This window comes from Phocaeicola fibrisolvens (genome assembly GCF_025567125.1).
Lineage (GTDB): Bacteria > Bacteroidota > Bacteroidia > Bacteroidales > Bacteroidaceae > Phocaeicola > Phocaeicola fibrisolvens.
The window spans coordinates 26,066-48,423 of the sequence record NZ_JAOQJI010000014.1 but is presented as its reverse complement, the minus strand read 5'-3'; the positions used below and the strand labels follow the sequence as shown (position 1 = coordinate 48,423).

Below are 22,358 nucleotides of genomic sequence, written 5' to 3'. Positions count from 1 at the left end.
AAAGAGAAAACAACTGGCGCTGTCTTCTCCTCCGAGCGGAAAACGAGACTCGAACTCGCGACCCTAACCTTGGCAAGGTTATGCTCTACCAACTGAGCTATTTCCGCAAATTTTCAGTAAACAAATTGGAGCGGAAAACGAGACTCGAACTCGCGACCCTAACCTTGGCAAGGTTATGCTCTACCAACTGAGCTATTTCCGCAATGTGTAGTGCCCAGAACAGGACTCGAACCTGCATGCCTCTCGACACACGCACCTGAAACGTGCGCGTCTACCATTCCGCCACCTGGGCATTACGGCCTTTCGACCTTCGCGCATCAAAAAAACGCTTGAGCGGAAAACGAGACTCGAACTCGCGACCCTAACCTTGGCAAGGTTATGCTCTACCAACTGAGCTATTTCCGCAATTTTATGTGAAGGAAATGAGACTCGAACTCACACGACATAAACTGTCACCACCCCCTCAAAGTGGCGCGTCTACCAATTCCGCCATTCCTCCAAAAAGAAAAAGAAAAGAATTGTTATGGTGCCCAGAACAGGACTCGAACCTGCATGCCTCTCGACACACGCACCTGAAACGTGCGCGTCTACCATTCCGCCACCTGGGCATTTGCTTAGCGCAACTCTTTTCTTTTTCGCTGAGCGGAAAACGAGACTCGAACTCGCGACCCTAACCTTGGCAAGGTTATGCTCTACCAACTGAGCTATTTCCGCATCATTTCTGCAACCGTTCATCATTTTTCCCGATTGCGAGTGCAAAGGTAGTCGTTTTTTTGAAACTACCAAAACTATCGGGCATCTTTTTTTGAAAAAAGTGACATTTTTCTTCAGCGGCCACATGAGCCATCCTGCGCTTCAGGCGGTTTCCGCATGCAGAAAAATCTGAAAATGAAGACATCAGAAGACTTCTGTAGAGAAAAAGAAGAGTTAAGACGCTCACTAAAAAACGTAAAGGCGTTTGAAGGGAAACGCCTAAGAGTTTTCCTTCAAACGCCTAAGAGTTTTGATTGAAACGCTTAGATGTTTTACTTCAAATGCCTAAGCGTTTTCCCACAAACGTCTAAGTGTTTTTTTACAGTCCTCTCAACACATGCGGTCGCGATAATCCTCGTAGTGGAAAGTGCGATACACTTCCAGTTCGCCGTCGGTATGCAGAATGGCAATCGACGGATGATGGATGCCGTTGAACATGTTCGTCTTGACCATGGTATAGTGAATCATGTCTTCAAACACAACCCGCTCGCCTACCTGCAGCTCGTGGTCGAACTTCCAACTGCCCATGTAGTCACCACTCAGGCAACTGTTGCCGCCCAACCGGTACACATGCGCTTCTTTCGGAGCGGTTTTCACTGCATCGGCAGGCAATGACTCGGCATCACGCACCCGCGGCTGATAAGGCATCTCCAGACAGTCGGGCATGTGGCAGGTGAAGCTGACATCAAGAATGGCTGTCCGTATGCCCCGGTTTTCCACCACGTCGACCACCGAAGCCACCAGCGGACCAGTCTGCCAGGTGAAAGCTGAGCCCGGTTCCAGGATAATCTGCAAATGTGGATAGCGCGACTTCAGTCCTTGCAGCAAGCGAATCAGATGGTCCACGTCGTAATCGGCCCGTGTCATCAGATGGCCTCCTCCCAGATTCAGCCATTTCAACTGCGGAAACCAGCGACTGAACTTTTCTTCAATGTGCTGAAGCGTGCGTTCCAGTTCGTAGGAACTCGACTCGCAATGGCAATGACAGTGGAACCCTTCAATTCCTTCCGGCAACTGCTCCGGCAACTGGTCGGCCGTTACCCCAAAACGGGTGCCCGGCGCACACGGATTATACAGTTCCACCTCCACTTCCGAATATTCGGGATTGACGCGGATACCGCAGGACACTGGTTCCGGATTCGCCTTGGCCATCGGATAGAACCGTTCGTACTGCGACAGCGAGTTGAAGGTGATGTGACTGCTGTATTTCAGGAAAGCCGGAAAATTCTGTGCCGTATAGGCGGGTGAATACGTGTGGGCCTTGCTGCCAAACTCCTCGAAAGCCAGACGAGCCTCGTATTCGGAACTGGCCGTGGTGTAACGGATGTATTCCCGGAAAATCGGGAACGATTTCCACATGGCGAAAGCTTTAAACGCCAGAATGATTTCCACCCCTGCCGTATCGGCCACGTGCTTGATCAGTGTGAGATTCTTTCTCAGCAACTCCTCCTCCATGACATAGCACGGAGAGGGTATCTTGTCCCAGTCTTTTATCATTGTCTTTCTTATTTATTTTGTTTCATCGATTACTTTAAAACGGGCAAACTTCAGCAAGAGCTGCTTCACCCCGGCATGCTGGAACTGCACCGTCGCCTTGCAGTTGTCTCCGCTGCCTTCCACCTTGGTCACTTCTCCCTTGCCGAAGCGTTCGTGTTCTATCCACATGCCGGCCGACAGTCCCCCTGCCGACGGACGTGACGGCGTAGCCGATGGGGCTGCCTCGGGAATCCGCCGCAACGTGCGAGGAGGCACAAAACGATGGGGTTCTTCCGGCATCGGACCTCCGTCGAACATCGACGGTCCACTTTCACGGGGCTCGCGTTCGTAGGAAGCGCGACTGGCCTCCTTCCGGAAACGGCTGGCCTTTTCCTCGATGCGCCCGGCCATCAGTTCCTCCTGCGGCAGTTTCAGGTAACGCACGTCGATGTCCTTCAGGAAACGGCTCGGATTGCAGAATTCCATCTTGCCATACTTGAAACGGCTCTTGGCATACGACAGGTAGCAGTGGTCTTCCGCCCGGGTGACGGCCACATAAAACAGGCGGCGTTCTTCTTCCAACGCCCGATAGGAAGCCGACGACAGCGGACTGGGGAACAGGTTCTCTTCCATCCCCACCACAAACACATTGCGGAACTCCAGTCCCTTGGCCGAATGGATGGTCATCAGTGTCACCTTCGACTGCGTTTCTCCCTTGTCCTCATCCTGATCAGTGAGCAGGGCAATCTCCGACAGGTAATCGGCCAGCAGCAGATGAGGATTCCCCTCTTCCTGCCGTCCTTCACAGAAATCACGCATACCGTTCACCAGTTCCTCGATGTTTTCCTGTCGGCTCAGATTCTCGGGCGAGCGGTCCTGATACACTTCTGCCATGATGCCCGAACGGCGCACCAGTTCCATACCTACCGTATAGGCATCCTTCTCCTGGGCCATCTTCACAAACTCCGCAATCAGGTCACGGAAGCCCTGCAATTTGGCGTGGGTACCCTTGTTCAATGTCAGTCCGTAGCTCAGCGGTTCGCACAACACCTTCCACAGACTCACCTGAAAACGGCTGGCAGCCTCCGCCAGTTTACCCAGCGTCGTATTCCCGATACCGCGCGCCGGATAATTGATGACCCGCTTGAAAGCCTCTTCATCGTTCGGATTCACCACCATCCGGAAATAAGCCACGACGTCTTTCACTTCCTTGCGCTGGTAGAACGACAGTCCCCCATAGATACGGTACGGAATACCGCGCTTGCGCAACGCCTCTTCGAAGATACGGCTCTGGGCATTCGTACGGTAAAGGATGGCACAGTCGTGATAGGCATAGTCTTCCTTCGCATGCAACTGCACAATCTTATTGACCACAATCTCTCCTTCTTCCACGTCGCTGTAGGCTGCAAACACCCCGATAGGCTCCCCTTTGTCTTTTTCCGAAAAGACATCCTTCCGAATCTGGTCACGGTTTTTCGCAATCAGGCTGTTGGCCGCATTGACAATGGTCTGCGTGGAACGGTAATTCTGTTCCAACTTGAACAGACGGGCATCTTTATAGGTACGGGTAAAATTCAGGATGTTGTCGATGTTGGCCCCACGGAAGGAATAGATGCTCTGTGCATCGTCGCCCACCACACACACGAACTGCTGTTTCTGCGTAAGCTGGAGCACAATGCTGTGCTGGGCAAAGTTCGTGTCCTGGTACTCGTCCACCAGAATATAACGGAAACGTGCCGCATACTTGTCGCAGATGTCCGGACGCGTATGAAACAATAAATAGGTATAAAGCAGCAGGTCGTCGAAGTCCATGGCATCACTCTGCCGGCAGCGGTTCCAGTAGCGCGCATAAATTTCCCGCACCAACGGCACCTTTGCCGCCTGGTCCGCCTCCACCAGCTCTGCATTCGCCGCGTATGCCTCCGGCAGCACCAGGTGGTTCTTGGCCTGACTGATGCGTCCCTGCACCATGCCCGGCTTGTACACCTTGTCGTCCAGATTCATTTCCTTGATAATGGCCTTCACCAGACTCTTGGAATCCGTCGCGTCGTAAATCGTGAAGTTGGACGTAAAGCCCAGCGCATCGGCCTCTGCCCGCAGAATACGGGAAAAAATGGAATGGAAAGTCCCCATCCAGAGATAACGGGCCCGCTCCGGCCCCACCTGGCGGGCAATACGCTCCTTCATCTCGCGGGCCGCCTTGTTGGTAAAGGTCAATGCCAGAATAGACCACGGCTCATACCCGTTGTCCAGCAGATAGGCTATCTTGTAGGTCAGCACGCGCGTCTTTCCGGAACCGGCTCCGGCAATCACCAGGGAGGGTCCGTCGTTGTACATCACCGCCTCGCGCTGACTGTCATTCAGTTCATTCAAATAATCTGTCATACAGGTCAAAATATTTCTGCCGCAAAGATAGCACAAATCCGGCAGTGTCCTAGCACTTTTTCCGTCCTCCAGCAAAACATTTTCCGCCTCAAGTTGTTATATAAAAAGAGTAAATACAATTACCATCGTATTAAGGTTATAAGAGAAAGGGAGGCTCAACGGTTGTCCAACCGGCTGAGCCTCCCTCTTTTCTATACTATGTTCGATGTCAATATCAGTTCTTAAAGCTGTGAATCGGTGCCGGAATCCGTCCGCCACGGTTCACGAAAGCCTCACAGCTGTAACGGTTGACTGGCATGACCGGAGCATGTCCCAGCAAGCCACCGAATTCCACTGTTTCGCCCACTTCCTTGCCGATAACCGGAATCACACGTACTGCCGTGGTCTTCTGGTTCACCATTCCAATGGCTGCCTCGTCGGCGATTACCCCCGAAATGGTAGCAGCAGACGTGCTTCCCGGAATGGCAATCATATCCAGACCTACAGAGCAGACACAAGTCATGGCCTCCAGTTTCTCAATCGTCAGGGCACCCGCTTCTACGGCATCAATCATTCCCTGGTCTTCACTGACTGGAATGAAGGCACCACTGAGTCCGCCCACATACGAAGACGCCATCACGCCTCCCTTCTTCACCTGGTCGTTCAGCAAGGCCAAGGCTGCCGTCGTTCCCGGAGCTCCCGGATATTCCAGTCCGATTTCCTGCAGGATTTCAGCCACACTATCGCCCACCGCCGGCGTCGGAGCCAGTGATAGGTCGATGATACCGAACGGCACATTCAGACGGCGTGAAGCCTCCTGAGCCACCAGCTGTCCCACACGCGTAATCTTGAACGCCGTGCGCTTGATGGTTTCACAAAGCACTTCGAAACTCTTTCCGCGGATTTGCTCCAAGGCATATTTCACCACGCCCGGACCGCTGACACCCACGTTAATCACTGCATCCGGCTCGGATACACCATGGAAGGCTCCCGCCATGAAGGGGTTGTCATCAGGGGCATTACAGAGCACCACCAGTTTGGCACAACCCAACGAATCGCGTTCCTTGGTCATTTCGGCCGTTTCCTTGATGATTTCGCCCATCAGTTTCACCGCATCCATGTTGATGCCCGTCTTGGTGGAACCTACGTTCACGGAACTACAGATGCGCTCCGTACAAGCCAGAGCTTTCGGGATGGAACGAATCAGCAACTCGTCGCTGCGGCTCATTCCTTTGGAAACTATCGCAGAATAACCGCCGATAAAGTTGACCCCCAGTTCTCCGGCCACCTTGTCCAAAGTTTTGGCAATCTGCACATAATCATCCGGCGTCTTGCAAGCCGTACCTCCTACCAAGGCTATCGGTGTGATGGAAATACGCTTGTTCACGATAGGAATTCCAAATTCCTTGGAAATGTCCTCTCCCGTCTTCACCAGGTCTTTTGCCAGTCCGATAATTTTGTTGTATATATTCTGACAAAGCACCTCCAAGTTACTGTCCGCACAGTCCAACAGGTTGATACCCATCGTAATGGTACGCACATCCAGGTTTTCCTGCTCTATCATCTTATTGGTTTCCAGTACCTCTGTTATATTGATCATACCGTTTCTCCTTTTCGTTAGATACGATGCATTTTGTCAAAGATTTCCTCGCGCTGGCACTTAATCTGTACCCCGATTTCCGCACCGACATTGGTCAGTTCGGTAACGACCTCTTCAAAAGGTTTTTCCAGTTTGGTCATATCCACAATCATCATCATCGTAAAATATTCCTGCACGATGGTCTGAGAGATATCCAGAATATTCACTTTGTTTTCTGCCAGATAGGTACATACCTGAGCAATGATACCCACGGTATCCTTTCCTACCACTGTAATAATAGCTTTGTTCACCATTTTCTTTCTACAAATTTGTTGTTCATGTTCCGCAAAGGTAGACAAATCTTTCTATATGTCACGCTTTTAGGAAGATATTTTTCCAGAAAGAAACATTTACGCCCACCGAACGACACTTTGAAACACACAGCCGGCATATACCTCCAATCAGAGACCTTTTGCCTTTGCCTCGTTCCAGATGGCATCCATCTCTTCCAGCGACATATCGTTCAGATTCTTCCCTTCCTTGATGGTATGTGCTTCCAAGTAATTGAAACGACGGATAAACTTCTGGTTGGTCCGCTCCAGCGCATTGTCTGGATTTATCTTATAGAGCCGGGCTGCATTGATCAGGCTGAACATCACATCGCCGAACTCGGCTTCTGCCTTGTCCTTGTCCATCTGTCCTACTTCTGTCTCGAACTCTCCAATTTCCTCTTTTACCTTGTTCCACACCTGCTCACGTTCTTCCCAATCGAAGCCTACGTTGCGAGCCTTGTCCTGAATACGATAGGCCTTTATCAAGGAAGGAAGAGCCTCGGGCACACCGCTCAAGACCGACTTGTTGCCGTCTTTTTCCTTCAGTTTGATTTGCTCCCAGTTCTCAGACACCTGCTCTGCGGTTTCTGCCTTCACTTCTCCAAAGACATGCGGATGACGGAATATCAGTTTGTCGCACAACTTGTCGCACACGTCCTTGATGTCAAAATCACCGGTCTCACTGCCAATCTTGGCATAGAACACCACGTGAAGCAACACATCGCCCAATTCCTTGCAGATGTTTTTCTTGTCGTCCTTCATCAGGGCATCACAGAGTTCATACACCTCTTCAATGGTGTTCGGACGCAAACTTTCGTTCGTCTGTTTGCGGTCCCACGGACATTTCACCCTCAACTCGTCCAGCACGTCGAGCAGACGTCCGAACGCTTCCAATTTTTCTTCTCTTGTATGCATGATTTAAATCCTTTCTGTTTTTGCCCTGCAAAGGTACGACAAAAAAACAAAATCTGCGATATATTCTATTTCATCACTTTTTCATCACTTCCACCTGCCAGTTCACTTCCAGCGGATTGTTTGCCATCCGCCAGATGATGGGCAACGACGGATTGTCCCATATCCACATTTCTCCGCCCTCGTAACGGTCGACCACGTGGAGCAACGGACGTCCGGCATTCTTCTCCGACGCATCTTCCACCCGGTCATAGGTTGTGTGGTTAAAGTCCATGCTTCCCGTCTCCTTCAACTGTTTCAAGGCTTTCTGCGACAGCACATACACAGTTTCCGCATCCGACAGCTGCAAGTGACTTCCATCATCCGGCTGCAAGAAACACAGCTGACTTCCGCTTTCCAGGGCTTTCGGAGTCATGGTGTAACTGCCCGACTGCCAATGCAGGTTGCGTTCTATACCCCACTTCATCCGTAAGCCGCCATCCTGTTCACAGAAAACCACCTGATAACGGCGGGTCTGTCCGTGCAACTTAAACACGAACTTCAATGTGTCCGACACGACGGTCTGTGCCGGCAGCATGCCCGTACCCAGCAGGCATGCCGCAAAAAAACCGATAAGATATTTCTTTTTCATACGCGTTCCTCTATTTATCCAGTCCCATTTCCTTTCCCCAGTTTCCGGGTTTCTTTCCCATTTTCAGTACCAGTTCGCCACCGGCAATGACATCCTTATGACGCAGTGTAGAATACGGATAATCCTTTCCGTTCAGTGTCACGCTCTGGATGTAGCAATTCTTGTCAGAAAGTCCCTCTGCGATAATCTTAAAGTATTTACCACCTTCGAGATGGAAAGTAGCAGAGGCCAGCAGCGGCGTGTGAATCAGGTAGTAATCCTGTCCGGCATTGGGATACAAGCCCACCATGTGGAAAGCCAGCCAGGATGACATGGCACCCGAATCGTCGTTACCCGGCAACCCTATCGGACCGTCGTTGTAATTCTTCGCAATGATTTCGCGGATACGGTCGCTCGTACGCCAAGGCTTTCCGAGCCAGTGATACAGACAAGAAGTCAGGAACGAAGGTTCATTGTTGACATTGAAGAAGCCTTTGTCGAAGAAGATATCCAGACGCTTCTCAAACGCTTCAGCTCCCCCGCATTTTTCAATCAAGCCCGGCACGTCGTGCGGGATACTCAAGGAATATTCCCAAGAGCTGGCTTCATAGAAGAACATGCTCCACCACTTGGTGTACCACGGCCCTTCGAAAATAACCGGTGTATACTTGAATTTCGGCTGCACACGGGTAGAGTGTCCGAATGGGATGGAATCCAGCCAGTTGCCTTCCTTGTCGCGCGGCATGATGAAACCTTTGGCACCTGCATGCTCGTAATCACTGCGCCACAGGTTCTTCCAGTTCTCAGACTGTTTCATATATTGCTGATACAAGTCTTCCTTTCCCAACCCCTTGGCCACCTGTGCAATGGCATAATCACAATAAGAATATTCGATGGTACGGTTGCCGGCCCGGTCAATACCGTGAGGAATGTAGCCCAATTCCAGGTAAGGAATCAGTCCCCCACGTCCTTCGGCTTCTTCGTTGTCGCCAGGAGGGACTGTGGCATCCTTCAGCATGGCCTGTAAGCCCAGTTCGTAATCAATCCCTTTCAATCCTTTCGCAAAGGCATCGGCAATCACGATTTCCGCATTGGAACCTCCCTGCGTACGTCCGTTGCTGTTTCCGCTACGAGAATCGGGCATGTAACCGTCACGTTTGTAAATATTAATCAGAGAACGTACGATATCCACCTGACGTTGTGGGTCAATCAAGGTAATCAACGGAAACGAGCTGCGATACGTATCCCAAATGGCATAAAAATCATCATAATAAGGTTCCGGATCACTCCAGAGCGGGTTTTCCCCCGAACGGTCTACCGGCATCAGCATGGTGTGATACAAAGCAGTGTAGAACATCCGTTTCTTCGCTGCCGGAGCAGACGGGTCGATTTCTATTTTCTGGAACAACTTTTCCCACTGCGCCAGCAAGCCGTTGTGCACCTCTTCGAACGACCAGTGAGGAATTTCTGAGTGGGCATTGAACTTGGCCTTCTGGCTGCTCAGGAAAGAAATACCCACTTTCAGTTGTACCACCTTGTCGGATTTCGCAAAACGCAGCAAAGCCCCGGTTTTTTCCGCTGAATCATACTGCGACTGTGCGTCGCTGATGCGGTTGCCTTTCCACGTGAGTGACTGCACAAACGGACGGTCGGTTTCCGCATAGAAATACACCGTATATGCCTTTCCATTGTTCCATCCGCCACGGATACGAGTATAACCAGCCACCTCATGGTCGGACAACACCTGTATTTCGGAACCGACAAACTGCTGTGCTTCCCGCTCGTCGGGTATCGGGCTTTCTCCCAAAAAGAAACCGGCATCCACCGCCAACGATTTCAAGGAATCCTCCGGATACGTGAAACGATAGAAAGAAGCCCGGTTCGAAGTAGTGATTTCCGTACGGATGCCACTCTGTTTGAAACGGGTATCATAATATCCCAGCTGAATCGTTTCGTAGTCACGGTAATCAATATGGCTTACACGGTCCATACCGTCACCGAACGGCATCACCAGCACATTACCGTATTTCGGTCCGCCACCCGTACCGCTGACGTGCACCTGTGCAAAGCCATCCACCCGTTCCGGCATCGGCAGCCACCCGCTGTTGGGCGAAGGCGTACAATCCGGCGAAGGTTTCACCATTCCAAACGGACACGACGGTCCGACAAACACACGCCCCAGTCCTTCCGACCCGATGCGCGGGTCAACGTAATGAGACAAGTCGTACACATATTTTCCGTTACTTTCGGCCACTACCCGCTGCCAAAGTTCCGGCTGGTCAATATTCACCAAATCCGGTCGTACCTGAACAGCCTTTTTATAGGCTTCTTCGTTTCCGTTCTGTATGGCCGCCATGATAAGAATACCGTTCTTACGGCAGTAATTCGTAAACTCCTTGGTTATTTTCTCCGGATCAACTTCCACATACGCCGGCCGACAAACCTCTTGCCATTTCTTAAGCCCAGCCACATCGGAAGCGTTGACTTTGATTTTCATTTCAGGAGCCAGCTTGACGAAATCGGACAACATTTGCGCATCGGCAAACCAGAAGAAACTCTGCTGCTCAAATCCTTTCTGCCGTACCAGTTTCACCAGTTCTGATACTGGAGTCCCTTTCTTCACATCAAAGAAGACATGCGCTTTCCCCTTCAACGTATCCAACATGGTTTCAATGCGAGGAACTTTCACCCCTCGAAAAGCAGGACTAAACCATGCGCCGGCATCCAGGCGGTCTATCTCAGAGGAAGTAGCCAGCTGGATAGGTCCATGTCCGTTGGTTGTCCGGTCCAAAGTTTCATCATGCAAATTATATAAAATGCCGTCCTTGCTTTTTCTTACATCCAGTTCTACCCAGGTAGCTCCATGTTCAAGTGCTTTCAGCGCAGAAGGAACGGTATTTTCCGGAGCCAGATAATTGGCTCCACGATGCACTACTACTTCAATATTCTTCATAGTAGAAGCGCCCTGCCTGGCTGATTTCGCATCACTCGTACCCACCAGGCAAATTACAGTAACAAAGGCAAGCAGCCTGAAAAATGTGTTCATGCTTTTTTAGTTTTTTGTTTTTCATTTATACTCCAAATCGACGGCTAATTTACTAAATTTTAATTTATTCAGTTTCATTTTCCAGGAAATAAAAAGACAGAACGAATTCCCCGAACCGATTAAAAGGATATAAAAAAGCTCCGTGTACATAAAAAAGGAGTCTGATTACAAACTTATTCTGTACACGAAGCTATACAATTAAAAAACAACCGTTTTTGAAAAGAATAAAAATTTAGCCTTATAAACTTTTAATATCCCTCATTCTGTTGCCAGTTCGTATTACTGTTCAACACATCCTGACTCAACGGGAAAATACGTCTGGTCAACTGTGCGTTATCGGGATTAATGTATTTAAATCCCCAGGCACGTTCATAATCTCCAAAACGAATCAAATCGTTACGACGCCAATGCTCGTCCAGGAACTCACGTCCCCGTTCATCCAGAATCTCTTGCAATGATGGATTATGGTCAATATTCAACGAACCGTCCCGGTTAGGAGACACATACGTACGAATCTGGTTGAACAAACTCTTCGGAGTATCCCCCAAAGTGGCTGTACCTCCCCGGGTAATCGCTTCACATTTTGTCAGAAGGATATCTGCATAACGGAAAATTGGAATATCATTGTCCTGATTACGTTCATATACATTGTAGTCGTTCGGGTCCGGATAGAACTTAATGGAACGGTAACCCTGTTGCGTACCGTCTGCCCCCACATCCAAGTCTCCATCTTCACGAATCAACGTGATGTGTTTCGTGAAAACGACCTGTTTACCTTCATACATGTGCGGAGTAGTCGTCACCTCTCCCGTCACCGGGTCATACTCATACACAGGCGTCGTTTCTTGTGAAGGGTCACCCACCACCACATCGTTACGACGGTCGCCTGGCAAACAGAACAAATCGGCAAATTCCGGATTCATGGCGAAGTTACCCCCACAGCTAGGAGTCAGCACAGTAGTATAGAAACCATTGGCACCTCCATACCGCCATGTACGGTAACGAGCGTAACACATGCCCTGGTTCAGAGTTGCTTCATAAGGAACCGCATAAATAAAATCCTTGATTTGAGGTCCGTTGTTGTACATGAATTTTTCCTTGTAGTCATCGTTCAGGTTAAATAGCCCAGAGTTGATGATACGGTCGCAGGCCGCAATACAGTCGTCCAATTTTTCATTCGACGCATTGGGATTCCAAGAGGCACTGGTCACATCCTGTGTATACACATTCCAGTTGATATACAATTTTGCCAACAACGCATCCACCATCCAACAGGTAGGTGTACCGTAAGTGGCCTCATTTACCTCACTCGGACATTTATCCCGCACATCCAGCAACTCAGATTCAATCCAGCGGGCCACATCTGCACGCGGAGAGCGGTTGATGGTCTTTGAACCTTGTGTCAGCTTGTAATCCACAATCGGCGTATCGCCGAAATTATCCATCAGAAGGAAAGTATAGAACGCACGTGCCGCACGTACCGGATTAGAGACTTCCGGATTAGTGTCTCCCAAATCCTGCAACAACTGATTGCAATTGGTGATTCCCGCCAAAATGTCACTGTATACATTCAACTGGTTGTTGTTGGCAGAAGCTTCCCAGGAGTGAGTGGAACAATTGGAATACTGACGACCATCCAGCCATCCGCCATTGAAACAAACTGCTGAATATTCATCTGAACTAAGTGAAAGCAGTTCATCGTAACGGCGGTTCAACGGAGCGCGAAAAGCATAATAAGCATTGCTGATTCTTGCCTCAAGGGCAATATCGGAATCAACCGGATATTCCGTATATTGAGATTTGATGTCCACATCCAAGTCATTACAACTAATCGTGGTAAGTGCCAGTAAGGCACAAGTAAGTATAGTGTTGGTTTTCATAAGATTTTCTCTCCTTTGCAAATTAGAAGTTCATATTGACACCTACCATAAAGCTTCTGGTTCTAGGGTAGTTGCTAGAGCGCATATCCATACCAGGTTCCAGTCCTCCCAGGTTCACTTCTGGGTCTATACCTTTATAACCTGTCAGGGTGAACACATTGTTGCAAGTAGCATATACCCGCAGATTGTTCACATAATTGCCCAGTTTTCCGAAATTGTATCCCAATGTCAACGTAGACAGACGCAAGTAAGAACCATTTTCCAAATAACGGGTAGAAGGAGCTTGCGCACGTGAATCATTGGCGTGCTGTTCCGTAGCTACCTCAGCCAGAATGTTCTTTCCAAAACTGCTCAACAGAGAAGGATCGCTGTAGGAAGCACGAATTGCATTGAAAATCTTATTGCCAGCCACGCCTTGGAAGAATGCACTCAACGACCATTTTTTCCACGTGAATTCATTGTTCCATCCATAAGTCAGCTTAGGCTGTGCAGAGCCTGCCATCCGACGGTCTCCGTCATCCGGTGCATCGGTCGTACCTACCAGGTTGCCGTTCTCGTCATAGTCATTGAATACAGACATGCCATTTTCATCGTATCCGGCCCATTCCCACAAATAGAACTGACCGATAGGAGCCCCTTCCATCAGGCGCTGTACATGCTGGTTCGAATAACTGTTGATGTTCGGGTCGGCCATCTCAATGTATTTCACCGAATATTCTGAATTAGACAAAGACTCCACTTTATTTTTGTTGTGTGACAAGTTCAGCGTCGTAGTCCAAGTGAAATCTTTTGTCTGTACCGGAACTGCATTCAAGGTAATTTCAAAACCCTTGTTGCTGATATCTCCCACATTGGCCCACATTTCGCTGTACGGATAAAGCAAGGTGGAAACTTTATAGTTATAAATCAAATCACTGGTACGCTTGTCATAATATTCAATGGTACCGGTCAGACGGTTCTTGAAGAATCCAAAATCCAAACCGACATTCAGCATACCCGTCTTTTCCCATTTCAAATCCGGATTGGCATTACGCGTCGCTCCTAAAACCCGGTAGTTCCCTCCACTGGAAGGAGTAAACCAACCGGTAGAACCGTATACCTGACGTGAATAAAACGCATCAAAGCCCAATGAGTTACCGCTGACTCCATAACCGACACGCAACTTCAAATCATCAAATACGTGCTGGTCTTTCATAAAATCTTCCTCGATGATTCGCCAAGAAGCAGATACGGAAGGGAACGTACCCCAACGGTTGTTCACGCCAAAGGCTGAAGAGCCGTCACGACGTACCGTAGCTTGCAACAGATACTTGCTCTTATAGCTGTAATTGACACGTCCGTAATATGAAATCATACGCAAGGTAGACAACAGATAGCCGCTATTCAGGTTACTGATGTCATCCAGTGAGATCTTATTGGCCAATGCCATGTTATAGTATGACAGGTCATCGTTATAGAAATTATATGCCACCAAACCGAAACCATCATTGTTATCAGACTGTTCCCAGGAATATCCCAACATGACGCCTACTTTATGCGCCTCATTGAACGTATGGTCCCAGTTGATGTATGTTTCCATCTGTTTCTTGATGTTTTCCACCGTACTGCGATCGGCCTGTCCGTTACGTGAAGCATAATCCACAATCTGTGATTTCGAAGAATGATAGTTGTTGTAGATATACTGCTCATTCTGGTACGACAGGTTTAAATTCCAGTCCAGTCCGTCAAGGATATGTACCGTCGCCTTGGCCACCCCTTGCAACAGCTTTTGCGTCGTCTTATAACGGTCTTCGTTGATGAGTGAAGCCGGGTTATAATATTGGGACGTGGTTCTGCCATACCAGGAACCGTCGTCATTCTTGACCGGATTCAATGGCAGATAATAGTTCATGGCATCCAGCACGCTGCGTCCTTCATTGTTTGTCGGACCGTTTTCGTTGTTTGACACACTGGCATTCAAACTGATAGAAAAGTCGAGCCGGTTATCAAAAGCCTTGCTCTGCAAGAAAGAACGGGCAGTCAGACGATCCATTCCCGTACCGCGTACTGTTCCCTGACGATCAAGAAAGTTCAAGGAAGCATTGTAAGAAGTCTTGTCATTGCCTCCATTGATGGAGATGTTGTGATTATGGCTGAACCCCGTGCGAAGCACTTCACGCTGCCAGTCGGTATTTGCCGGGTTGTTTACATCATAATAGCTGGATAAATCCAGATCATTTGCCTCTGCATAGGCCAACACTTCATCGGCAGTCATCATATCCAATGTTTTCATGGTTTTGTCCCATGCCACATACCCACTGTAGTTCACATTGGTTTTTCCGTTCTTGTTTCCTTTTTTGGTTGTGACGATGATTACTCCGTTGGCAGCCTTCGAACCGTAAATGGCTGTAGCCGAGGCATCACGCAACACATCGATACTCTCGATGTCTTCCGGTGCAACCAACGAAAGACTCACACCCGGCACACCGTCAATCACATAATACGGCTCCATGGCTTCACCACTACGAAGTGAAGAAGCACCACGCAGGGAGATAGATGCCGAACCGTTCGGGTCACTCGTGTTGGCAATAGTCAGTCCCGGCACTTTTCCTTGCAGCAACTGGGCCGGGGAAGTATATACTCCCACATTCAGGTCTTCTGCTTTCACCGTAGTAATGGAACTGGTCACGTCCTTACGCGTCATGCTACCATAACCGACCACCACCACTTCATCCAGTGTCTCGGTATCTTCACTCAAAGTGACATTCAACACTTTTGAATCGACTTTTATTTCTTGAGTGGCAAAGCCGATAAAAGAAAATACCAGCGTTTTGCCCTTCGGCACATTCACTGTATATTTTCCGTCAATATCCGTCACCGTACCATTGGTCGTTCCTTTTTCAAGTACATTCACCCCAATCAAAGGCTCACCCAATTTGTCGGTTACTACACCTCTCACTTGGTTCTGAGCAAATGCCAAGGTACTACTCAATAAAAACAACACAAGGCACAGGCCTTGCATCCATGTTCTTTTCCTCTCTGATTGTACATTAAGCATAATACAAATTTTTAGTTAGAAATATCTATTTTTCGAGGACAAAAGTAGACCGACGTTGTTGCAGAGATATTTCCAAACCATTAAAATTGTATTTACCACACTTATCGAATGACTGACGAATCACTACCCGTCATCCCTCAGCACAAGAACAAATGAATTCAATGATAAAATCAGACAGCACTCATTCCGACACTATTTCCTCATTTTTCAAGTCAATCTTGAAATTCAGGCAAGGCTCTCCATGCAAGAAAGCCTGAAAAAGTACGGCTAAGTCTTTTACATACCCCACTACCGGCGAAGAAAACTCAAAACGCTGCACACAATCAAACAAATAACGATAGGCAGCCAAACGCTCTGAAGGAATATCCCTCAAAGCAAGCTGGTCGGCATAACGCAAGCGATAAAGGTCGAGAATCATGTCTTCCATGCACCATCGCGTCCACTCGGCCTCCGCCGATTTGTCCTCCCCGGCCACTTCCTGCAGCAAGCGAGCCCCCGTAAACTTCAGGTAAGGCTTCCAGCTTTCCGGCAAATCGCGCGGAATGAAACGCACACGTACCAAGTCACGGAACTGGTAATCGCAAAATTCACGATACGTGCGGGAAGAAAGAATTTCCTTGTTCCACACCGGCACATGGCCTTTCAAGGAATCCGAACGGTATTCAGCCTGGTATAAGGGAAACAACTGAGCGAATCCTGCCACCGAATCGAGCGTCACCGTTTCCACCCGGAACTCTTCCGGATGCTCAATAGTCAGAATTTTGTAGGCCGGCATATAGGTGGCCAGCGAAGGTATCTGTATGTTATAAAGTTTTTTTCCATCCTTTCCTTCCCAGATACCCGTGTCATTCACGTGCATGTGTCCGGCAAAATGCAGGCGGATACCCGCTTCCAGAAAAGCTTCGCTCACCTCCGCTTCCGGCACACGGTCCAAGTCGAAACGACGGTTGCCCCATATCTTCTTCACGTAGTCCGACACGCCGTCGTTGAAATCCACCAGCGGATAATGTGAAAAGGTGACCAGCGTTTTATGCAATCGCCGGGCTTCGGCCACTACCTTCCGTACCCACGGCAATAAAAAGGCTTTATGTGCCAATACATTATTATATCCTATACTGGAACCTTGGTACACCATCTTTCCTTCTTTCATTTCTTTCGGCAGATAGGCTCCCCCGTCGATAGCCAGCAACCAGAGTCCGTCTATCGGCTCCACCAGATAACTGGCATCTATTGCAGTCAGCGAATCGCACAAAGTATAGGTTCTCCTTTCGAGCCCCCCTTCCTTCTGCGCCTCTTTATAACTGTATTTTTCATACGTATAGGAAGTGAATGGGGTTTCCCAATATCGGTATTCCTTTTGCGGGAAAAAGCCGAATGTGGCGTAACACTTCATCTGGTCGGCATAACCGGCACACGAATCTTCCCGCGTCACCCGAGTGCCGTCGGCAGCCAGATAGTTCGCATTCTTCTGTTTCAGTCCAAACGGAAGTGCCGGATCATGATTGCCGGTAGTGACAAAAAACCGCATTCCCTTCCGACGAGTATAACCGTCGAGAATCTCTTTCACCTTTTGCTGGTTGAAAAACTGCCCATTGTCGGTCAGGTCGCCCGACAAGACCACCAAGCGGATGTTTCTCCGGGCTACGTCGTCCAACGCAGTCAGAAATGCATAATAATTTTCGTTGAACAAACGGGTAGACTGTACCTGTACCTCCATGGAACGTACCCGTTCGGGATGCCCGTCAATGTCCTGAATATGTGCGTCCGATATAAACGCAATCTGTGTCTGTGCGTTGCCCGTCAGCGTCATTCCCCCTAAAACGGCTGCCAGCAACAAGAAAATAATCCTATTCATAAAAGTATGCTTGAAAATCAATCACAAAGATACGAATTTTATTGAATGAAGGACTGACCTCTCATTCTTTTAAATGCTTCATTCTTTTCTTTCAAGCCTCAGCGGGAATTTTCTGTCCCACATTGTGAAATTTGTATTTCACAGTGTGAAATATATATTCCACAGTGTGGTTTTTGTATTTCACAGTGTGGGACAGAGATAATACCCTTTCATTTCACTCTAGATATAAAAGGAAAAGGAATTAATGGTGTGAACACTGATGTGTTCCATCCTCATGGTGATGGTCGCATCCCACTCCGGAATCCTGTATCTTTCCAGCCAGATAATCCTCAGCCACCTGCATCACCGAACCCTGACAACCCCGGATTACCGTAATGCCACAAGCCGACAGCTTGGCCAATGCACCGGCTCCCATGTTTCCAGCCAACATCACGGTAACTCCGTCTTCCTGTAATCTGGAAGCAATGTCCGATTTGCAGCCACACCCCTGCGGAGAAGGAAGTACCTGTGTACGAGTGATGCAGTTATCCTCATTCACCGTAAAAATCGTATAAAATTCACAATGCCCGAAATGGTCATCCACCACTCCGTTCCTAGTCGGTAAAGCTATTTTTCTCATTTTCCTTGATTGATTTAATAAATATTCCGGCACAAAGGTACGCAAAAATGACGGATACCCCCCAATAAATCACACAACTTAAAAGGCCTGAAACTGACTACCCGGCCACATCGGACAACGCCTCATGAAGTTTTCGAGCGAACCTCCCCTAAAATCCAATGAGTTTTATTATTTTTGCACCCGATTATTACGATAAACATATACATATAATAAAGATAATTATAACCATGGAATTAGCAAGTAAGTACAATCCCGCTGACGTGGAGGGAAAATGGTACCAATACTGGTTGGACCACAAACTTTTCAGTTCTAAACCCGACGGACGTGAACCTTACACCGTCGTCATTCCTCCTCCTAACGTGACCGGAGTACTCCACATGGGACACATGCTGAACAATACCATTCAGGATATTCTTGTAAGACGTGCCCGCATGATGGGAAAAAATGCATGCTGGGTACCGGGTACGGACCACGCTTCCATTGCTACGGAAGCAAAAGTGGTAAACCGTCTGGCACAACAGGGCATCAAAAAGACAGACCTTACCCGAGAAGAGTTCCTGAAACATGCCTGGGCATGGACCGAAGAACACGGAGGCATCATCCTGAAACAGCTCCGCAAGCTGGGTGCATCGTGCGACTGGGACCGCACGGCCTTCACCATGGATGAAACCCGCAGCAAGAGTGTCATCAAGGTATTCGTGGATTTGTATAACAAGGGACTGATTTACCGCGGCGTACGTATGGTGAACTGGGACCCGAAAGCACTGACTGCCCTTTCAGACGAAGAGGTTATCTACAAAGAGGAACACAGCAAGCTGTATTACCTGCGCTATTATATTGCCGATGATGACATGAGCGGCGAAACAGGCGCTGAAGGCGAAGTAGTACACCGCGATGCACAGGGACGCCGTTATGCCGTAGTTGCTACCACCCGTCCGGAAACCATCATGGGTGATACGGCCATGTGTATCAACCCGGAAGACCCGAAGAACCAGTGGCTGAAAGGCAAGAAGGTCATCGTGCCGCTGGTAGGACGTGTCATTCCGGTAATTGAAGACAGCTACGTAGACATTGAATTCGGTACCGGATGCTTGAAAGTGACTCCGGCACACGACGTGAACGACTACATGCTGGGAGAAAAATACAACCTGCCTTCCATCGACATCTTCAACGACAACGGTACACTGAGCGAAGCTGCCGGCCTGTATGTAGGCATGGACCGCTTCGACGTGCGCGCGCAGATTGAAAAAGACCTGGATGCTGCCGGACTGCTGGAAAAGGTGGAAGCCTATACCAATAAGGTAGGTTTCTCTGAACGTACCAACGTGGCCATCGAACCGAAACTGTCCATGCAGTGGTTCCTGAAGATGCAGCACTTTGCCGACATGGCTTTGCCGCCGGTAATGAACGACGAACTGAAGTTCTACCCTGCCAAATACAAGAACACTTACCGCAACTGGCTGGAAAACATCAAGGACTGGTGTATCAGCCGTCAGCTGTGGTGGGGACACCGTATCCCGGCCTACTACCTGCCGAAAGGCGGCTTCGTGGTAGCCGAAACACCGGAACAGGCACTGGAACTGGCCAAAGAAAAGACGGGCGATGCCAACCTGAAACTGGAAGACCTGCGTCAGGAGGATGACTGCCTCGACACTTGGTTCTCTTCCTGGTTGTGGCCGATTTCGTTGTTCGACGGCATCAACAACCCGGGCAACGAGGAAATCAAATACTACTACCCGACTTCCGACTTGGTAACCGGACCGGATATCATCTTCTTCTGGGTAGCCCGTATGATCATGGCCGGTTACGAATACATGGGCGACATGCCGTTCCGCAACGTATATTTCACCGGTATCGTGCGCGACAAGCTGGGCCGCAAGATGTCCAAGTCACTCGGTAACTCTCCCGACCCCTTGGAACTGATTGACCAATATGGTGCCGATGGCGTACGTATGGGAATGATGCTGGCAGCTCCTGCCGGAAACGACATCCTCTTCGACGAGGCCCTGTGCGAACAAGGACGTAACTTCAACAACAAGATATGGAACGCCTTCCGTCTGGTAAAAGGCTGGCAGGTGGCCGACATCGAACAGCCGGAATATGCAAAACTTGCGACCGAATGGTTCGACTCCATGCTGGCGAAGACCGCAGAGGAAGTCAATGACCTGTTTGGCAAATACCGTCTGAGCGAGGCCCTGATGGCTGTATACAAACTGTTCTGGGACGAATTCTCCAGCTGGTACCTGGAAATGGTGAAACCGGCTTACGGACAGCCCATCGACAAGACCACTTACGAAAAGACCCTGGCCTTCTTCGAAACCTTGCTGAAACTTCTGCATCCGTTCATGCCGTTCATCACGGAGGAATTGTGGCAGCACATTTACGACCGTCAGCCGGGCGAAAGCATCATGACGCAGACCCTCGTAAAAGACATGCCGTACGACGAGGCCCTGATTGCCCGCTTTGAAGCCGTGAAGGAAGTCATCAGTGGTATCCGTACCATCCGTTTGCAGAAGAACATCGCACAGAAAGAAGCTCTGACATTGGAAGTTATCGGAGAAAATCCGGTAGCCGAGTTCACTTCTGTCATTGCCAAACTCTGCAACTTGTCGGGAATCAAGCAGGTAGCCAGCAAGTCGGACGGAGCAGCCGCCTTCATGGTAGGTACTACTGAATATGCCGTACCTCTGGGCAACCTGATTAACGTGGAAGAAGAGCTGAAGAAGCTGGAAGCTGACCTGAAATACCAGGAAGGATTCCTGCAGAGCGTATTGAAAAAGCTGAGCAACGAAAAGTTTGTCAGCAAGGCTCCGGCCAACGTCATCGAAATGGAACGCAAGAAACAAGCTGACGCTGAAACCAAGATTGCCGCTTTGAAAGAAAGCATTGCGGCATTGAAACGCTAACGCGCAGTTTCTATAAAACACGCCCCGTCCTGAACAACCGTTACGCAAGACAAAACTGGTAACGGCAGCTCAGAACGGGGCTTACTTTCATCGGTTCAGAACAAGACGATACCCACGGACAACGCACTGAATTCTGGGCCGTAGGTAGAATCAAGCACTTTGCAAGGACTGTATTTCACATAAAAGCCGATGGCTTTATAGCCGAGGGATGCCTGAAAGTCAACGGTCACCGGAGTCTGGTGGATATTGCTGTCGGTCTGTTTATACTCCTTTCCATCCAACTTATACCGCGTTTTCAGGCTGGCATGCGTGTTGAAGTTGACAATGGCTCCCAAACTGAAATTGAAATTACGCTTTGTCTTATGAGTCAGCATCACCGGAACAGCCCAACTGAACACTTTGATACGCGAGAACTGAATATCGGCCCCTTTAGGATAAGGTCCCACAGTCATGTCTCGTCCCTCCTCTTTTATAAAACGCTGCTTGCCGGTCATCCGGTAATTACGCCAGCTGCAGGCCACTCCAATGGAAAAAGAAGTCTCCGTAGCCCACGGATAACACTCCCATCCTAAGGTAGGAGTGGTAATTTCCCACGACGACCCCATGCTGACATCCATGTTCTCGGGAGCACCCTGTACGCAGGAAAGTCCTATCTTCAGGTTTTTCAACACCAGCTGGTTCTGGTGATGCCTCCGTTCCGACGTCCGCTTTCTGAACGGAATGTGGAAGTCCCAGTTGCCGCTACGTTCCTTTGTCACCGACACGTCTGAGGAAGACATCTCCACCTCACGGACATAACGGAAATTCGGATTATCTTCCTTCCCCTCCACTTCTACTGTGAAACGACTGCCCGATTCGGTAATCTTCACCTGCTCAGGTTTCTGTATACACATCACATTTTCCACCTTCAGCGAATCTTCGGTCTCGGCGTATCCGCCCACTGCGGTCAGCAAGGTGACCACCAGCAAAATCATTTTTTCATGTTTCTT

At 49.2% G+C, this 22,358-nt stretch carries 13 protein-coding genes and 7 tRNA genes; 1 reads left to right on the top strand and 19 read right to left on the bottom strand.

Features of this window, described 5'->3' with window-relative positions:
- Window positions 1-34: 34 nt before the first annotated feature.
- The 18 genes from OCV81_RS08005 to OCV81_RS07920 form a co-directional block, all read right to left on the bottom strand.
- A tRNA-Gly gene (locus OCV81_RS08005) sits at window positions 35-107 on the bottom strand.
- Window positions 108-126: 19 nt separating this feature from the next.
- A tRNA-Gly gene (locus tag OCV81_RS08000) sits at window positions 127-202 on the bottom strand.
- 9 nt (window positions 203-211) lie between these two features.
- Window positions 212-292: transfer RNA gene (locus tag OCV81_RS07995), tRNA-Leu, on the bottom strand.
- Window positions 293-332: 40 nt separating this feature from the next.
- Window positions 333-405 (bottom strand) — tRNA-Gly (locus tag OCV81_RS07990).
- Window positions 406-414: 9 nt separating this feature from the next.
- A tRNA-Leu gene (locus OCV81_RS07985) sits at window positions 415-499 on the bottom strand.
- 25 nt (window positions 500-524) lie between these two features.
- Window positions 525-608, bottom strand: a tRNA-Leu gene (locus tag OCV81_RS07980).
- 33 nt (window positions 609-641) lie between these two features.
- Window positions 642-714, bottom strand: a tRNA-Gly gene (locus OCV81_RS07975).
- Window positions 715-1,083: 369 nt separating this feature from the next.
- On the bottom strand, window positions 1,084-2,250 hold the full coding sequence (gene nspC, locus OCV81_RS07970; protein WP_022354024.1) for a carboxynorspermidine decarboxylase: 1,167 nt from the start codon (window positions 2,248-2,250) through the stop codon (window positions 1,084-1,086).
- Window positions 2,251-2,262: 12 nt separating this feature from the next.
- Window positions 2,263-4,614 (bottom strand): ATP-dependent helicase, encoded by a 2,352-nt coding sequence (locus OCV81_RS07965; protein WP_148329572.1) that lies wholly within the window; start codon window positions 4,612-4,614, stop codon window positions 2,263-2,265.
- A gap of 214 nt (window positions 4,615-4,828) precedes the next feature.
- Entirely contained in the window at window positions 4,829-6,193 is a 1,365-nt protein-coding gene (locus OCV81_RS07960) for a PFL family protein (RefSeq protein ID WP_148329571.1), read from the bottom strand.
- A gap of 17 nt (window positions 6,194-6,210) precedes the next feature.
- A complete protein-coding gene (locus tag OCV81_RS07955; protein ID WP_072544009.1) occupies window positions 6,211-6,483 on the bottom strand; it encodes an ACT domain-containing protein in 273 nt (90 codons plus the stop codon).
- Window positions 6,484-6,633: 150 nt separating this feature from the next.
- Window positions 6,634-7,419 (bottom strand): nucleoside triphosphate pyrophosphohydrolase, encoded by a 786-nt coding sequence (mazG, locus tag OCV81_RS07950; RefSeq protein WP_148329570.1) that lies wholly within the window; start codon window positions 7,417-7,419, stop codon window positions 6,634-6,636.
- A 73-nt stretch (window positions 7,420-7,492) separates the two neighbouring features.
- Entirely contained in the window at window positions 7,493-8,047 is a 555-nt protein-coding gene (locus OCV81_RS07945; RefSeq protein WP_148329569.1) for a hypothetical protein, read from the bottom strand.
- 10 nt (window positions 8,048-8,057) lie between these two features.
- Window positions 8,058-11,072 (bottom strand): GH92 family glycosyl hydrolase, encoded by a 3,015-nt coding sequence (locus OCV81_RS07940; RefSeq protein WP_262640279.1) that lies wholly within the window; start codon window positions 11,070-11,072, stop codon window positions 8,058-8,060.
- A 248-nt stretch (window positions 11,073-11,320) separates the two neighbouring features.
- Complete coding sequence (locus tag OCV81_RS07935) at window positions 11,321-12,952, bottom strand: RagB/SusD family nutrient uptake outer membrane protein (protein ID WP_148329568.1); 1,632 nt, start codon at window positions 12,950-12,952, stop codon at window positions 11,321-11,323.
- A 22-nt stretch (window positions 12,953-12,974) separates the two neighbouring features.
- Window positions 12,975-15,989, bottom strand: a complete 3,015-nt coding sequence (locus OCV81_RS07930) for a SusC/RagA family TonB-linked outer membrane protein (RefSeq protein WP_148329567.1) — start codon at window positions 15,987-15,989, stop codon at window positions 12,975-12,977.
- A 181-nt stretch (window positions 15,990-16,170) separates the two neighbouring features.
- The gene (locus tag OCV81_RS07925) at window positions 16,171-17,844 is read right to left on the bottom strand and encodes a metallophosphoesterase family protein (RefSeq protein WP_148329566.1); all 1,674 of its coding nucleotides are present in this window, start codon (window positions 17,842-17,844) and stop codon (window positions 16,171-16,173) included.
- Window positions 17,845-18,085: 241 nt separating this feature from the next.
- The gene (locus OCV81_RS07920; protein ID WP_148329565.1) at window positions 18,086-18,463 is read right to left on the bottom strand and encodes a NifB/NifX family molybdenum-iron cluster-binding protein; all 378 of its coding nucleotides are present in this window, start codon (window positions 18,461-18,463) and stop codon (window positions 18,086-18,088) included.
- Window positions 18,464-18,690: 227 nt separating this feature from the next.
- On the opposite strand from OCV81_RS07920, the gene OCV81_RS07915 reads away from it, so the two are divergent.
- Window positions 18,691-21,369 (top strand): valine--tRNA ligase, encoded by a 2,679-nt coding sequence (locus OCV81_RS07915; RefSeq protein WP_148329564.1) that lies wholly within the window; start codon window positions 18,691-18,693, stop codon window positions 21,367-21,369.
- Between the two features lie 95 nt (window positions 21,370-21,464).
- On the opposite strand, the gene OCV81_RS07910 is transcribed toward OCV81_RS07915, so the two are convergent.
- Window positions 21,465-22,343 (bottom strand): hypothetical protein, encoded by an 879-nt coding sequence (locus OCV81_RS07910; protein ID WP_148329563.1) that lies wholly within the window; start codon window positions 22,341-22,343, stop codon window positions 21,465-21,467.
- Window positions 22,344-22,358: the final 15 nt, after the last annotated feature.